Origin of the sequence: Pseudomonas fulva, assembly GCF_023517795.1 — a bacterium.
Taxonomy (GTDB): domain Bacteria; phylum Pseudomonadota; class Gammaproteobacteria; order Pseudomonadales; family Pseudomonadaceae; genus Aquipseudomonas; species Aquipseudomonas fulva_D.
Genome location: NZ_CP082928.1, coordinates 3,602,598 through 3,618,028 on the forward strand (window position 1 = coordinate 3,602,598; position 15,431 = coordinate 3,618,028).

The following is a 15,431-nucleotide window of genomic DNA, read 5'->3' on the forward strand; positions in this document are numbered from 1 at the left end:
GGTAATACGCTCAGTCCTCTGCGCGCATTGCCGAGCATCAGGACTTGTCCTGGGGCTTCAGGTAGCTATTGATGATCGCCGAGAAATCCAGGCCACCGTGCCCGTCGCAGCTGAAGCGCTGATAGAGCTGCTGAGCGAGGGCGCCGAGTATCACCGGTTGCTTGATCTGCCGCGCTGCCTCGGTGGCCAGGCCCAGGTCCTTGAGCATCAGGTCGGTGCCGAAGCCGCCGCTGTAGCCCCGCGAGGCCGGCACGTTGTCGAGCACGCCGGGGTAGGGGTTGTTGGTGTCCGAGCTCCAGCAGCGCCCGCTGGAGGTGTTGATGATGTTCGCCAGCACCTTGGCGTCGATGCCCAGTGACACGCCCAGCGCCATGGCCTCGGCGACGCCGATCATGGAGATGCCGAGCAGCATGTTGTTGGCCACTTTCGCCACCTGACCGTTACCGCTGCCGCCGCAATGCACGATATTGCGGCCCATGGCTGCCAGGATCGGCTGGGCCTTGGCGAAGTCCGCTTCGGCGCCGCCGACCATAAAGGTCAGGGTTCCGGCAGCCGCGCCACCCGTGCCGCCAGACACCGGTGCATCGAGCATCGGGTTACCGTGGGCAGCCGCCGCCTTAGCGACTTCCCGGGCAGACAACGGGTCGATGGTCGAGGAGTCGATCAGCAGCACGCTGGGTGCCACCTTGGCCAACAGGCCGTCTTCGCCGAGATACACCGCCTTCACATGGGCCGAGGCCGGCAGCATGGTGATGACGATCTCGGCATCCTGCAGCACGCCGCAGGCGCTGTCGGCACCCTTGGCGCCGGCGTCCACCAGGGCCGCGACGGCGCCGGTAGACAGGTCGAAGACGCGCAGCGAATGACCTGCCTCGAGCAGGTTGTGGGCCATGGGCTCGCCCATGTTGCCCAGGCCGATGAATCCGATATTCATGGTCGTCGCCTCACTTCAGGGTGATGGTGGTGTTCACCGCGCCGCCGACGTCGCTCTCGTCGAACCAGCGCTGGGTCACGGTCTTGGTCTGGGTGTAGAACTGCACCACCTGCTTGCCGTACGGGCCCAGGTCGCCGAGCTTGGAAGCCCGCGAGCCGGTGAACGAGAACATCGGCACCGGCACCGGAATCGGCACGTTGATGCCCACCTGGCCAACGTCGATTTCCTCCTGGAAATGCCGGGCGGCGGCGCCGGAGCGGGTGAAGATCGCCGTGCCGTTGCCATTGGGGTTGGCGTTGATCAGCGCGATGGCTTCATCCAGGGTCGTGGCGTGCATCACGCACAGCACCGGGCCGAAGATTTCCTCGCGGTAGATGCTCATCTGTGGGGTCACCGCGTCGAAGACGGTCGGGCCGACGAAGTTGCCCTGTTCAAAGCCGGCTACCCCCGGGTTGCGGCCGTCGAGCACCAGGCGTGCGCCTTCGCTGGCGCCGCGCTCGATCAGGCTGCTGACCCGGTCCAGCGCCGCGCGGGAAATCAGCGGCCCGACATCGGTGCCGCTTTCCACGCCAGCGCTGACCTTGAGCGTTTCGGCCTTGGCGACCAGCTCCGGCAGCCAGCCCTGGGCCTCACCGACCAGAATCACCACCGACAGGGCCATGCAGCGCTGCCCGGCGGCACCGAACGCCGCGCCGGCCAGGTTGTTGAGGGTCTGTTCCTTGTGGGCATCGGCCAGCACGATGGCGTGGTTCTTGGCGCCCATCATGCACTGCACGCGTTTACCGGCCTGGCTGGCGCGGTTGTAGACGTGGGTGCCGACACGGGTCGAACCGACGAAGGACACCGCCTTGATGTCCGGGTGATCGCAGATCGCATTCACCGCGTCCTCACCGCCATGCACCACATTGAGCACGCCGGGTGGCACACCGGCTTCCAGGGCCAGCTCACAGAGGCGCATGGTCACCATCGGATCCTGCTCGGAGGGCTTGAGTACGAAGGTGTTGCCGGTGGCGATGGCCATCGGGAACATCCACAGCGGAATCATCGCCGGGAAATTGAACGGTGTGATGCCGGCGCACACGCCCAGCGGTTGCAGCAGGGTGTAGGTATCCACCCCCCCAGCCACATTGTTGGCCAGCTCACCCAGTTGCAGGTTGCCGATGCCGGCGGCGTGTTCCACCACCTCCAGGCCACGAAACACGTCGCCCTCGGCGTCGGCGAGGGTCTTGCCCTGTTCGGCGGTGAGAATGGCCGCCAGTGCCTTCATGTTTTCGCGGATCAGTTGCTGGTACTTGAGAAAGATCCGCGCGCGTACGCCGATCGGCGTCTTGCGCCAGGTCTTGAACGCCTGGCTGGCGCTGGCCACGGCGGCGTCGATTTCCTCGCCGGTGGCGAAGGGCACCCGGGCCAGCACTTGCTGGGTGGCCGGGTTGACGACATCGCGCCATTGCTGGGTGCGTGACTCGACGAATTCGCCGTTGATGAGCAGCTTGACGGTAGCGGTCATGGTTCGATCCTTTATCGATCAACGGGCGCGCAGGGGCGCGGGGTGTGCGGTATCCAGCGCGGGGCTGGCGATTGGCTGGCGGGGCGGGTCGCTGCGCATCAGGGCGGTACAGCCCAGGGCGACCAGGCCCATGCCGATCAGGTAGGCGATCACGTAGCGCGGGCTGCCGTCGGCGGCAGCCAGCAGGCTGGTGGCGATCATCGGTGCGAAGCCGCCACCGAGCACGCCGGCCAGCTGTACCGACAGGGAGATGCCGCTGTAGCGAATCTCGGCCGGAAACTGGCGGGCGAACAGTAAAGATTCCGGCGCATAGAGGATCGGGAACACCACGCCCACCGCCAGCACCATGGCCCACCACACCAGCAGCGGCTCGCGGGTGCCGAGCATGGCGAAGAACGGGTAGACGAAGGCGCAGAGCAACAGCAGGCCGGTGAAGTACAGGCGCTTCTGGCCGACGCGATCGGACAGCCAGCCGCAGAACGGCATGGTCGCCAGCGACAGCGCGGCGCCGGCGGTGATGGCGTGCAGCACGTCGGCCCGGGGAATCTGCAACTGGTTGGCGGCGTAGGCGAGGGCGAAGGTGACCGCCATGTAGAACCAGGCGTTCTCGGCGGTGCGCGCGCCGATGATGGTCAGGGTGGCGCGCGGATGTTTACGCACCACCTCCACCAGCGGCAGGCTGACGCGGCGGTTCTGTTGCTTGAGCTTCTCGAAGTCCGGTGACTCGGCGACCTTGACGCGAATCAGCCAGCCCACCGCCAGCAGCACCACGCTGGCCAGGAACGGCAGGCGCCAGCCCCAGGCGAGCATCTGCTCCTCGGGCAGCGTGGCGACCGCGCCCATGGCCAGGGTGGACAGCACCAGGCCCGCGCCCACGCCGGTCTGTGGCAGGCTGCCATAGAAGCCCTTCTTGCCTTCCGGCGCATGCTCGACGGCCATCAACACCGCGCCGCCCCATTCGCCACCCACGGCCATGCCCTGCAGGAAACGCATGACCACCAGCAGCGCCGCGGCCCAGTAGCCGATCTGCTCGTAGGTGGGCAGCAGGCCGATGGCGATGGTCGGGATGCCCATCATCAGCAGGGTGAGCATCAGCATCGACTTGCGGCCGATGCGGTCACCGAAGTGGCCGAACAGGATGCCGCCCAGGGGCCGGCCGATAAAACCGACCGCGTAGGTGGCGAACGCCGCCAGTACGCCGGTGATCGGGTCGAGGGTGGGGAAGAACAGTTTGTTGAAGACCAGGGCGGCGGCGGTGCCGTAGAGAAAGAAGTCGTACCACTCGATGGTGGTACCCGCCATGCTGGCCAGGCCAGCGATGCGATAGTGCTTGCGGCCGGCAGCCGGCCCTTGGGCGTGGGAGTCGTTCATGAGTTGCCTGCTTTTGTTTTTGTCGTAGGAAACTGGAACTGCTGACAGCTGGTAGGCGCTGCGTGTCTGGAGTATAGGTATGCAAACTTTCTGTTCCAGCACCTAAAAAGACAGGTTCGTTATGCAAAAAAGCATGATGTCGGCCGGCCAGATGAACTGGGACGACCTCAAGTTCTTTCTCGAAGTGGCGCGTACCCGAACCGCCAGCAGCGCCGCCAGGCGCCTGGGCGTGGACTACACCACCGTGTCGCGGCGTATCGGCGCGCTGGAGAAGGCGCTCGGCACCCTGTTGTTCGAACGCTCACGGGCCAGCGGCTTCGTGCTGACTACGGAGGGGCAGCACCTGCTGGGTTATGCCGAGGCCCTGGAAAGCACCCTGCAGACCGCCTGCGAGCAGGTGTCGGGCGCCAGCCTGGCGCTCTCGGGCCACGTGCGCATCGGCTCGACCGAGGGCTTCGGCAGCTACTTCGTGGCGCCGCAGCTGGGCGGCTTCCAGGCTATCTACCCGAATATCGCCATCGACCTGTTGCCGGTGCCGCACTTCATCAGCCTGTCGCGCCGTGAGGCGGATATCGCCATCACCCTGGAACGCCCGGAACGCGGGCCCTACGTCTGCTCGCGGCTGTGCGACTACGCCCTGAAGCTGTATGCCACACCCGGGTACCTGGACCGGCACCCGTCGATCCGCCAGGTGGAGGATCTGGGCCGGCATTCGTTCATCACCTACGTCGATGACCTGGCATTCAGCCCCGAGCTGCTCTACCTGGAAGGCATCGTGCCCAATGCCAGCAGCACGCTGCGCAGCACCAGCGTGGTGGCCCAGTACCTGGCCACCTTGCAGGGGCGGGCGCTGGCGATCCTGCCGTGCTTTCTGGCCGGCCCGGATGCCCGGCTGGTCGAGGTGCTGCCTAGTGAGGTGAAGGTCACGCGGCAGTTCTGGCTCTACTACCGCGAGGATCTGCGCAAGCTCAAACGCATCACCCTGGTGGCCGATTACCTGCGCGCCTGCGCCGAGCGCAATCGCGCGTTTCTGCTCGGTGATAACGCCGAAATGGCGTTTGCGTGACTGATCTGCCCATGGCGGTCACGCACGGCTCGGGCGATACTTCGGGCCATTTCCCGGAGGTCATGCCATGTCTGCAGAAAACGCCCAGTTGATCACCCGTTTTTACCAGGCGTTCCAGCGCCTCGACGCCGAGGAAATGGCGCGTTGCTACGCGCCGGACGTGCGTTTCAGCGACCCGGCCTTCGGCCAGTTGAGCGGTGACGATGCCCGCGACATGTGGCGCATGCTGACCTCCCGCGCCAAGAAATTCTCGCTGACCTTTTCCGACGTGCAGGCCGATGCCACCGGCGGCAGTGCCAAATGGGTGGCCACCTACCTGTTCACCCAGACCGGGCGCACCGTGGTCAATCGCATCGACGCATCGTTCGTGATTCGCGGTGGATTGATCGTCGAGCATCGCGACCACTTCGACATGTGGCGCTGGGCCGCTCAGGCACTGGGCTTCCAGGGCATGCTGATCGGCTGGACGCCGTTGCTCAAGAACACCGTGCGCAAGCAGGCGCGTAACGGTCTGCGGCAGTTCCAGGCCGCCCGTGCGTCAGACGGGCAGCACGGCGGAGAAGCGCGCGGCTGAACGGAGTGGTACGCTCTCCGGTCAGAACTTCATCGCTGAATGGCCGAGTGCATGTAAAGGCTGCATTCATCGTGTGAAAGCCCGTCCGCCAGAGTATTTCGATCATGAGTGTTATGTCCCTATCCCCCCGTAAAGCCAAGGCCTGGAGCGTGCACGCGGTCACCGCGAGCGGAGTCATCCTTGGCATGTTGGCGTTGCTTGCATTGATCGAAGGGCGGGCGGAAAGCTGCTTGCTCTGGTTGGGGCTGGCGCTGCTGGTCGATGGCCTGGACGGCACCCTGGCGCGCAAGTACGACGTGAAGGTGGTATTGCCGCATTTCGACGGCTCTACCCTCGACCTGGTGATCGACTACCTCACCTACGTGTTCATCCCGGCGATCTTCGTCTATCGCTTCATCCCGCTGCCCGAATACACATTGCTGCTGTCGGTGGGCGTGATCCTGCTGTCGTCGCTGTTCTGCTTCTGCAACGTCAACATGAAGAGCAAGGACAACTACTTCGTCGGCTTCCCCGCCGCCTGGAACGTGGTGGTGGTGTACCTCTATCTGCTCGACTTCGAGCCCTGGGTCACCTTCGCGGTGATCATGGTGCTGGCCGGCCTGACCCTGACCCGCATGAAGTTCCTGCACCCGTTCCGGGTCAAGCAGTTCATGCCGATCAACATCGCCGTGACCATGGTGTGGATGTTCGCCTGCGCCGGGCTGATCCTGCAGTTCCCCGCCCAGCCGCTGTGGCTGCTGGTGCTCTGGGGTCTGTCCTCGGCGTATTTCGTGGGCATGTGCGTGTGGCGTTCGGCCCGCGAGTGGTTCGCCTGATCGTCAGCGATGAGCGTCACAGCGGCTAAACCCTGGTTCGTCTACCTCGTGCGCGCCGCCAACGGCGCGCTCTACTGCGGCATCAGCGACGATCCGCAGCGGCGCTTCGCCCAGCACCAGAGCGGCAAAGGCGCCCGGTTCTTCTTCTCCAGCCCGGCGGTGGCCCTTGTGTACAGCGAAAGCTGTAGCGGCAAGGGCGACGCCTTGCGTCGCGAGCGGGCGATCAAACGCCTCGGCAAAGGTGCCAAGGAGGCCCTGGTGGCCACCGCCAGCCTGATGCATATGCTTGATGAACAGCCATCAGCCCCGCTGGGTTCTGCCTAGCGCATCGCCAAGCTGAGTTAAGCTGCAAGCCTTATCCGTACCCGGAGGCTTCCATGTCTGAGCTGATCCTGCATCATTACCCCACCTCGCCCTTCGCCGAGAAGGCCCGCCTGCTGCTGGGCTTCAAGAACCTCGCCTGGCGTTCGGTGCAGATTCCGCCGGTGATGCCCAAGCCGGACCTCACCGCCCTGACCGGTGGCTACCGCAAGACACCGGTGCTGCAGATCGGTGCCGACATCTACTGCGACACCGCCCTGATTGCCCGTCGCCTGGAGGCCCATCAGCCGCAGCCGGCATTGCTGCCCGGCGCCCAGGCATTCGCCATCGCCACCTTTGCCCAATGGGCCGACTCGGTGGTGTTCCAGCATGCGGTGAGCCTGGTGTTCCAGCCCGAGTCCATCGCCGTACGGTTCGCCAAGGCGCCGCCGGAGTTCCTGCAGACCTTTATCGCCGACCGCAGCAAGCTGTTCTCGGGCGGCCAGGCCACCCGGATGCCGGCCGAGCAGGCCAAACACCAGTGGCCCGTGTTCATGGCGCGGCTGCAGGCGCAGCTGGAGGCCAGCGGCGGCCAGTTCCTGTTCGGCGAGCAGAGCTTGGCCGATATCGCCATGGCCCATCCGTTGTGGTTCCTGCGTGCAACCCCGGTGACTTCGCCGCTGGTCGATGGCTACCCGGCGGTGGTCGCCTGGTTGGACCGTGTACTGTCACGTGGGCATGGCAAGCCGGAGGAGCTGAGCAGCGAGGCGGCCGTCGAGATCGCACGCGCCGCCATGCCTGCGCCGCTGCCCGAAGAAGCGTTCAGCGATCCGAACGGTTTCAAGGCCGGTCAACGGGTGGCGATTTCGGCTATCGACTATGGCGTGGAGGCAGTCGAGGGTGAGCTGCTTTTCGCCGGCGCCGAGGAACTGATCCTGCGCCGTGAGGATGAGCGCGCCGGCGTCGTGCATGTGCACTTTCCGCGTCTGGGTTTCCGCATCGAGGCGCGTTGAGTTCGTTAAAGATCGCGGCTAAAGCCGCTCCCACAAAGGTACCAGGCGTGGGAGCGGCTTTAGCCGCGAGAGGTTTGGGGGACAGGCCGTAGGATGGGGCGGGCCGCTTAGGATGGGTGAAACCCATCAATCGCCGATGGGTTTCACCTACGCGGCCCGACCCATCCTACGGCTACGACCTATTGCTTCATCGCTGATCCGGCAGCAAAAAATTCCCCGGCCCTTCACCTTCCAGGGTCGGTACTTCGGCCTCGTCTTTCAGATCCACGCCCGACAGCTGGCGGCGGCAGGCCTCGCGCATCAGGTACATCAGCCGGAAGGTGGCCATGCCGTAGCTCAGGCCCTCCAACCGCACGTTGGAGATGCAGTTGCGGTAGGCGTCGTTGAGGCCGACCCGCGGTGCGTAGGTGAAGTACAGGCCCAGGCTGTCCGGTGAGCTGAGCCCTGGGCGTTCGCCGATCAGGATCACCGTCATTTTCGCGCCAAGCCGTTCGCCCACTTCATCGGCAACCGCCACCCGGCCCTGCTCGACCAGGGTGATGGGCGCCAGCTTCCAGCCATCCTCGGTGGTCTGCTCCAGCAGCTTTTCCAGAAATGGCAGGCTGTGACGGCGCACGGCCAGGGAAGACAGGCCATCGGCGATGACGATGGCCAGGTCGTAGCCGCGGCCGTTTTCCTTGGCATAGTCGTCCAGGGCATTGGCGGATGCTCCGTCCAGGCGCCGTCCAAGGTCCGGGCGCTGCAGGTAGGTGTGCCGGTCCGCCGCGGCGCTGTGCAGCAGCAGGGTATCCAGGCCGCGGCCCTGCAGTTCTTCGCACAGGCCTTCATGGTCGAAGGGCAGGTGCACGGCATCCCGGGCCTGGGCGTGGGCGAACTGGAAATCCAGCTGCGCGGCGGTCGGCAAGCTGGTGCCGGCGCGGCCCAGGGCGATACGCGCCGGGGTCAGCTGGCGCAGCTGCTGCCAGGGGTTGGGCGTAGCGGGGGATTTATCGGACATGGCGACCTCTCAAGCCAGTTGCGCCAGGGCCTGGCGAAATGCCGGCGGCAGCTCGTTACCCATATGCAGGCGGCCGCCCTGTTGCTGGAAGATGCCCATGCGCGCCAGCCAGGCTTCGAACTCCGGCGCCGCGTGCAGGCCGAGCACCTTGCGGGCGTACAGGGCATCGTGAAACGAGGTGGTCTGGTAGTTGAGCATCACGTCGTCGGAGCCGGGAATGCCCATGATGAAGTTGATGCCGGCGGTGCCGAGCAGGGTCAGCAGGGTGTCCATGTCGTCCTGGTCGGCTTCGGCGTGGTTGGTGTAACAGATGTCGCAGCCCATGGGCACGCCGAGCAGCTTGCCGCAGAAGTGATCCTCCAGGCCGGCGCGGATGATCTGCTTGCCGTTGTACAGGTATTCCGGGCCGATGAATCCGACCACGGTGTTGACCAGAAACGGCTTGAAGTGCCGGGCCACCGCATAGGCGCGGGTTTCGCAGGTCTGCTGGTCGACGTCGTGGTTGGCGTTGGCCGACAGCGCGCTGCCCTGGCCGGTCTCGAAGTACATCAGGTTGTTGCCCAGGGTGCCGCGCTTGAGGCTCAGGCCGGCTTCGTAGCCTTCCTGCAGCACCTTGAGGGTCACGCCGAAGCTGGCGTTGGCCGCCTCGGTGCCGGCGATGGACTGGAACACCAGGTCCAGCGGCGCACCGCGCTCGATGGCGGCGATGGAGCTGGTGACATGGGTCAGCACGCAGGACTGGGTGGGGATCTCGTAGCGCTGGATGATCGCGTCGAGCATGTCCACCAGGGCGCGGATCGAGCTGGCGCTGTCGGTGGCCGGGTTGATGCCGATCATCGCATCGCCGTTTCCGTAGAGCAGACCGTCGAGGATGCTGGCGGCGATGCCCGCCGGATCGTCGGTCGGGTGGTTGGGCTGCAGGCGCGTGGACATCCGCCCGCGCAGGCCCATGGTGTTGCGAAACTTGGTTACTACACGGGTCTTTTGCGCGACCAGCACCAGATCCTGCACGCGCATGATCTTCGAGACCGCCGCGGCCATTTCCGGGGTCAGCCCCGGTGCCAGGGCGGTCAGGCTGGTTTCGTCGGCGGCATCGCCGAGCAGCCAGTCGCGCAGGCCGCCCACGGTCAGGTGGCTGACCGGCGCGAAGGCCTCGGCATCGTGGGTGTCGACGATCAGCCGGGTGACTTCGTCCTGCTCATAGGGGATGACCGCCTCCTGCAGGAAATGCTTGAGCGGCACATCGGCCAGGGCCATCTGCGCCGCAGCACGTTCGGCATCGCTCTGCGCAGCCACTTCGGCCAGGTAGTCGCCGGAGCGCGCCGGGCTGGCCTTGGCCATCAGTTCGCGCAGGCTGTCGAAGCGCCAGGTCATGTTGCCGATGGTGTGAGTGAATCCAGCCATGAATCATGTCTCCTGTCGCGGCCGCTTTTCAGCGGCCGCTGCAAGGGGTTAACGCAGTGACTGCTCGGCAGCCTGAATCGCCGCGAACTCTTCCTCCGGTGTGCCGGACACCAGGTGGTGGCGGCTGTACAAGGCGAAGTAGGCAATGAACAGAGCGTAGATGATGGCAGCGCCGATCACGACGCGCAGGTCGACCAGGAAGCAGGCCACCAGCGCCACGGCAGCCAGCACCAGCGCCACCGAGGAGGTCAGCACGCCACCAGGGGTGCGATAGGGGCGTGGCATGTCGGGGCGACGGCTGCGCAGGGTGATGTGCGCGGCCATCATCAGTACGTAAGACAGCGTGGCGCCGAATACCGCGACCAGAATCAGCAGGTCGCCCTGGCCGGTCAGCGACAGGCCGAAGCCGATGACGCCGGGTACGATCAGCGCCATCACCGGCGCTTTGTTGCGGTTGGTCAGCGACAGGCTGCGCGGCAGGTAGCCGGCGCGCGACAGGGCGAAGATCTGCCGCGAGTAGGCGTAGATGATCGAGAAGAAACTGGCGATCAGACCGGCCAGGCCAACCAGGTTGACGAACTGGCTCATCCAGGTGGAACCGCCGTAGACCTTGACCAGCGATTCGACCAGCGGGTTGCCCGAAGCCACCAGGGACTGGGCACCGGCGGCGCCTGGGCCGACCAGCAGAATCAGCCCGGCAAATACCAGCAGCACCAGCACGGCGCCGATCAGGCCGCGGGGCAGGTCGCGCTTGGGATCCTTGGTTTCCTCGGCGGCCAGCGGCACGCCTTCCACTGCCAGGAAGAACCAGATGCCGTAGGGCAGGGCGGCCCAGATGCCCAGGTAGCCGAACGGCAGGAAGCTGCTGGCGCCGTTGGCGTCGGTGGCGGGAATGTCGAACAGGTTGGCGACCTGAAAGTGCGGCGCCATGGCGACGATGTACACGCCCAGGGCGATGGCGGCGACGGCGGTGATGGCGAACATCAACTTCAGCGCCTCCCCGGCACCGAGGATATGGATGCCGATAAACACCACGTAGAACACCAGGTAGATGATCCAGCCGCCGACGCCGAACAACGATTCGCAGTAGGCACCGATAAAGCAGGCGATGGCCGCCGGCGCGATGGCGTATTCGATCAGGATCGCCGTGCCGGTGAGGAAGCCGCCCCAGGGGCCGAAGGCGGTGCGGGTGAAGCCATAACCGCCGCCGGCGGTAGGAATCATCGACGACAGTTCGGCCAGGGAGAAGCACATGCACAGGTACATGGTCGCCATCAGCAGCGTGGCGATGAACATGCCGCCCCAGCCGCCTTGGGCCAGGCCGAAGTTCCAGCCGGCATAGTCGCCGGAAATCACGTAGGCCACGCCCAGGCCGATCAACAGGATCCAGCCGGCGGCGCCTTGTTTCAGTTGCCGATTGGCAAAGTAGTCGGCGCTGACCGCTTCGGTTTCCACACCGCCTTGCGAGGGTGTGGCGATTGTCTCTTTGGACATGTTGGGACTCCTTCATGCCCGCCACCGGGGTGGCGGGCGCCGCTTTAAGGGTTGGCTATCTAGGGCAAATCGGCAGTTCAGAAGAAGCCCAGCGGATTGATGTCGTAGCTGATCAGCAGGTTCTTGGTCTGCTGATAGTGGTCGAGCATCATCTTGTGGGTTTCGCGCCCGACCCCGGACTTCTTGTAGCCGCCAAAGGCAGCGTGCGCCGGGTACAGGTGGTAGCAGTTGGTCCACACGCGGCCGGCCTTGATGCCGCGGCCCATGCGGTAGGCGCGGTTGATGTCGCGCGTCCACACGCCGGCGCCCAGGCCGAACTCGGTATCGTTGGCGATCGCCAGGGCTTCGGCTTCGTCCTTGAAGGTGGTCACGCCGACCACCGGCCCGAAGATTTCCTCCTGGAACACACGCATGGTGTTGGTGCCCTTGAGCAGGGTCGGTTGGATGTAATAACCGCCTGCCAGATCACCCTCGAGCTTCTCGGTAGCGCCGCCGGCCAGCAGCTCGGCGCCTTCCTGCTGGGCGATCTCCAGGTAGCCGAGGATCTTGTCGTACTGCTGCTGCGAGGCCTGGGCGCCGACCATGGTGTCGGTGTCCAGCGGGTTGCCGCGCTTGATGGCCTTGATCTTCTTCATCACCTCGTTCATGAACGGCTCGAAGATCGACTCCTGCACCAGCGCCCGGGACGGGCAGGTGCACACTTCGCCCTGGTTGAAGAAGGCCAGCACCAGGCCTTCGGCGACCTTTTCGATAAACGCCGGCTCGGCCTGCATGATGTCTTCGAAGAAGATGTTCGGGCTCTTGCCGCCCAGCTCCACGGTGCTGGGGATGATATTGGCGGCGGCGCATTTCATGATGTGCGAGCCCACCGGCGTGGAGCCGGTAAAGGCGATCTTGGCGATGCGGGTGCTGGTGGCCAGGGCCTCGCCGGCCTCGCGGCCATAGCCCTGGACGATATTGAGCACGCCCGCTGGCAGCAGGTCGCCGATGATCTCGGCCAGCAGGGTGATCGACAGCGGCGTTTGCTCGGCGGGTTTCAACACCACGCAGTTGCCCGCCGCCAGGGCCGGCGCCAGCTTCCAGGCGGCCATCAGCAGCGGGAAGTTCCAGGGGATGATCTGCCCGACCACGCCCAGGGGCTCGTGGAAGTGATAGGAGGCGGTGTGCTCGTTGATTTCCGCCGAGGTGCCTTCCTGGGCGCGGATGCAGCCGGCGAAGTAGCGGAAGTGGTCGGCAGCCAGGGGCACGTCGGCATTCAGGGTCTCGCGCACCGCCTTGCCGTTGTCCCAGGTCTCGGCCACGGCCAGCAGCTCGAGGTTGGCCTCGATGCGGTCGGCGATCTTCAAGAGGATCAGCGCGCGCTCCTGCACCGACGTCTTGCCCCAGGCCTCGGCAGCGGCATGGGCGGCGTCCAGGGCCTTGTCGATGTCCTTGGCGTCGGAGCGAGGGAATTCACCGATGGCCGAGGCATCCACCGGGCTGGTGTTGGTGAAGTACTGACCGCCCACCGGCGCGACGAACTCGCCGCCGATGTAGTTGCCGTAGCGCGATTTCAGGGTGACGACGGCGCCTGCGGTACCGGGTTTGGCATAGATCATTGACATTCTCCCATTGCGAGTTCTTGTAGTTTTCAGGGCGGGCCGCGAGCACGACCGGGGCTCGCGTTGAACTATGAGACGAATTCATGTGGCCGACTTGACGCTAGGCGAGGCTGGCTGTTCTGCAAAGTCAAATTTCCGGAGCGGCTCGAGACCTGTCGTGCCAGGTCAACTGTCACTGCTCTTTTTCGGTGCGAGTGTTTCCGAATGACCCGTTTCGGGGCTCTTGCAACCAGGTTCGCAAGAACGCTATGGCGCAGACCTCGACAGGGCAGGGGCTTGGCGGCTCATGCAATAACCGGCGTACTTCTTGCTTTCAGACATGACTTGTCACCAAGGAGGCGCCATGAGCTCGGTTCTCGTCCAGCCTGACCTGTCCGCCGGCTTGTCCTTGATGGCCGGCGGGCCAACCAATGCCGGAGTCCTGGCCGCTGCGGCCAGCGGCTTGTGCGGCTTTATCGAAAAGCACGGCGGCGATCCGGATCGTATCCTCGGGGTTTCCGGTATCGACCCCGAATCCCTGCGCCATCCCACGTTGAGCCTGGCCTTGCCCAATTACTGCCAGGTGCTGGAGGAGGCGTCGCGCCAGTCCGGCTGCGACAACTTCGGCCTGTACTACGGTCAGCAGTTCAAACCCCAGGCGCTGGGGCTGCTCGGCTATATCGGCCTGTGCTCGGCCACCGTCGAGCAGGCACTGATCAACTTCGCCCGCGCCTTTCCGCTGCACCAGCGCAACAGCCTGATCCGCCTGGTGGACGAAGGCGAGTGCTACCGCTTCGACTACCAGGTGCGCCACGGCGCGATTCTTTGCCGCCGCCAGGATGCCGAGTTGACCCTGGGCATGGCCCTCAATCTGGTGCGCCACGTGCTCGGCCCACAGTGGGCGCCGCGTGCGGTGCACTTCGAGCATCCACACCCGGAGCACTGGCACGAGCACTGCAAAGTCTTCGATGCGCCGGTCTACTTCGAGCAGCCGTTCAATTCCCTGGTCATCCCCAAACGCGGCCTGGATCGCGCCATGCCCCAGGGCGACCCCATCCTGCTGCTGGTGATGCAGGACTCGCTCAGCCAACTCAGCAACCTGAGCGGGCGCGGCGAGCGCGACCTGGCCGATGACGTGCGCGAGCAGATTCGCCAGCAATTGCTGATGGGCGAGCCGGTATTGGAACTGGTTGCCGAACAACTGGGCATGAGCAGTTGGTCAGTGCAGCGCCGCCTGCGCGACCAGGGGCTGACCTTCTCCGCGATGGTCGACAAGGTGCGTTGCGAACTCGCCACCCACTACCTGCGCCAGCACCAATTGCCCATCTCCAACCTGGCGCCGCTGCTCGGCTACTCGGAAGTCAGCGCCTTTTCCCGCGCCTTCCGCCGCTGGTTCGGCGTCAGCCCCCGGCAATGGCGGCATGAGAGTGATGGGGTAGGCGGGCGTCGTCACTGAGTGACTGGCTGCACGGCCCTCCAGTGGCCGTTGTGCAAATAGCTGGCTGGGTTTTGGCTGCCATCAGCCAGAAGGCCGATACGCAAGCTCCCTCTATGGCCCCCGCTACAAGCGGGCATCCAAACTGAATCCCTTCCAGAACAGGGAAACGAAGTCCCCGTGCCCCGAGTCTGAAACCCTACTCGGTAAATGTCGGCAGCGAGGCTTGACCGAGGTGCAGGGTACAGCCGACTTTGCATGGGGTTGCTGATCGCTTTTCGAGCGGCCGCTATCAACGCCCCTTGTCTCGTATCCCATGGAGCCTGCGAATGAACATCGATTTTCGACGTGGTGAATGGCTGAATCGTCCCGCTACATCAGAGGTTTCGGAACACAGTCTGACGATGACAACCGAGCAGAAAACGGATTTCTGGCGCGAGACCCATTATGGCTTTACCCGCGACACGGGGCATTTTTTAGGCATCACCACCGCCGACGGTTTCACGGCGACAATCCGCATTCAGGGCGAATTCCGCTCGTTGTACGACCAGGCCGGCCTGATGGTGCGTATCGACGAGAAGCGTTGGGTGAAGACCGGGGTGGAGTACACCGACGGGCAAGCGTTTCTCAGCACCGTGGTCACCGACGGAAAATCGGATTGGTCGGTCTCACAGCCCTTCAAGGCGTTGGAAGACTTCTATATCCGCGTCACCCTTGCCAATGGCGCACTGCGGATCCAGGCGTCCCGCGACGCAAGCTTCTGGCCACTGCTGCGGCTTGCCCCGTTCCCGGTTGCCGATACCTACCAGGTTGGCCCCACGGCCTGCACGCCGGAGCGAAGCGGGCTTGTCGTGCGCTTCTCGGAGTTTGCAATTGACCCGGCCACCAGCAAAGACCTTCATGACCTGACGTGATGGCGCGGTGTCGCCGTGCGGACACCG

At 64.9% G+C, this 15,431-nt stretch carries 14 protein-coding genes; 7 read left to right on the plus strand and 7 right to left on the minus strand.

Annotation, left to right across the window (positions count from 1 at the left end; genetic code table 11):
• Window positions 1-37: 37 nt before the first annotated feature.
• The 3 genes from mmsB to K8U54_RS16465 are packed head-to-tail and all read right to left on the minus strand — an operon-like array spanning window position 38 to window position 3,812.
• Complete coding sequence (gene mmsB / locus K8U54_RS16455; protein ID WP_249906817.1) at window positions 38-934, minus strand: 3-hydroxyisobutyrate dehydrogenase; 897 nt, start codon at window positions 932-934, stop codon at window positions 38-40.
• A 10-nt stretch (window positions 935-944) separates the two neighbouring features.
• Window positions 945-2,441, minus strand: coding sequence for a CoA-acylating methylmalonate-semialdehyde dehydrogenase (locus K8U54_RS16460; protein WP_249906818.1), 1,497 nt, complete (start codon window positions 2,439-2,441; stop codon window positions 945-947).
• An 18-nt stretch (window positions 2,442-2,459) separates the two neighbouring features.
• Window positions 2,460-3,812 carry an MFS transporter gene (locus K8U54_RS16465; RefSeq protein WP_249906819.1) on the minus strand — a complete coding sequence of 451 codons (1,353 nt, stop codon included), beginning with the start codon at window positions 3,810-3,812 and terminating at the stop codon, window positions 2,460-2,462.
• Window positions 3,813-3,933: 121 nt separating this feature from the next.
• On the opposite strand from K8U54_RS16465, the gene K8U54_RS16470 reads away from it, so the two are divergent.
• The 5 genes from K8U54_RS16470 to K8U54_RS16490 all read left to right on the plus strand — a co-directional run bounded on the left by K8U54_RS16470 (window position 3,934) and on the right by K8U54_RS16490 (window position 7,580).
• Entirely contained in the window at window positions 3,934-4,878 is a 945-nt protein-coding gene (locus K8U54_RS16470) for a LysR family transcriptional regulator (protein WP_249906820.1), read from the plus strand.
• A gap of 67 nt (window positions 4,879-4,945) precedes the next feature.
• Window positions 4,946-5,452, plus strand: a complete 507-nt coding sequence (locus K8U54_RS16475; RefSeq protein ID WP_249906821.1) for a nuclear transport factor 2 family protein — start codon at window positions 4,946-4,948, stop codon at window positions 5,450-5,452.
• 104 nt (window positions 5,453-5,556) lie between these two features.
• Window positions 5,557-6,267 carry a phosphatidylcholine synthase gene (pcsA, locus tag K8U54_RS16480; RefSeq protein WP_249906822.1) on the plus strand — a complete coding sequence of 237 codons (711 nt, stop codon included), beginning with the start codon at window positions 5,557-5,559 and terminating at the stop codon, window positions 6,265-6,267.
• A 9-nt stretch (window positions 6,268-6,276) separates the two neighbouring features.
• Window positions 6,277-6,591, plus strand: coding sequence for a GIY-YIG nuclease family protein (locus K8U54_RS16485; RefSeq protein WP_249906823.1), 315 nt, complete (start codon window positions 6,277-6,279; stop codon window positions 6,589-6,591).
• A 53-nt stretch (window positions 6,592-6,644) separates the two neighbouring features.
• The gene (locus tag K8U54_RS16490) at window positions 6,645-7,580 is read left to right on the plus strand and encodes a glutathione S-transferase family protein (RefSeq protein ID WP_249906824.1); all 936 of its coding nucleotides are present in this window, start codon (window positions 6,645-6,647) and stop codon (window positions 7,578-7,580) included.
• Between the two features lie 187 nt (window positions 7,581-7,767).
• On the opposite strand, the gene eutC is transcribed toward K8U54_RS16490, so the two are convergent.
• The 4 genes from eutC to exaC all read right to left on the minus strand — a co-directional run bounded on the left by eutC (window position 7,768) and on the right by exaC (window position 13,073).
• Window positions 7,768-8,577: an ethanolamine ammonia-lyase subunit EutC gene (gene eutC / locus K8U54_RS16495; RefSeq protein ID WP_249906825.1), complete on the minus strand. Its 810-nt coding sequence runs from the start codon at window positions 8,575-8,577 to the stop codon at window positions 7,768-7,770.
• 9 nt (window positions 8,578-8,586) lie between these two features.
• Entirely contained in the window at window positions 8,587-9,981 is a 1,395-nt protein-coding gene (locus K8U54_RS16500) for an ethanolamine ammonia-lyase subunit EutB (RefSeq protein WP_249906826.1), read from the minus strand.
• A 48-nt stretch (window positions 9,982-10,029) separates the two neighbouring features.
• The gene (gene eat, locus K8U54_RS16505; protein WP_249906827.1) at window positions 10,030-11,475 is read right to left on the minus strand and encodes an ethanolamine permease; all 1,446 of its coding nucleotides are present in this window, start codon (window positions 11,473-11,475) and stop codon (window positions 10,030-10,032) included.
• A gap of 77 nt (window positions 11,476-11,552) precedes the next feature.
• Window positions 11,553-13,073, minus strand: a complete 1,521-nt coding sequence (gene exaC, locus K8U54_RS16510) for an acetaldehyde dehydrogenase ExaC (RefSeq protein ID WP_249906828.1) — start codon at window positions 13,071-13,073, stop codon at window positions 11,553-11,555.
• Between the two features lie 346 nt (window positions 13,074-13,419).
• Between exaC and qhpR the strand changes: the two genes are divergently transcribed.
• Both qhpR and K8U54_RS16520 read left to right on the plus strand, forming a co-directional pair.
• Window positions 13,420-14,511 (plus strand): AraC-like transcriptional regulator QhpR, encoded by a 1,092-nt coding sequence (gene qhpR / locus K8U54_RS16515; RefSeq protein ID WP_249906829.1) that lies wholly within the window; start codon window positions 13,420-13,422, stop codon window positions 14,509-14,511.
• 308 nt (window positions 14,512-14,819) lie between these two features.
• Window positions 14,820-15,404: a DUF1349 domain-containing protein gene (locus K8U54_RS16520; RefSeq protein ID WP_249906830.1), complete on the plus strand. Its 585-nt coding sequence runs from the start codon at window positions 14,820-14,822 to the stop codon at window positions 15,402-15,404.
• Window positions 15,405-15,431 lie beyond the last annotated feature (27 nt).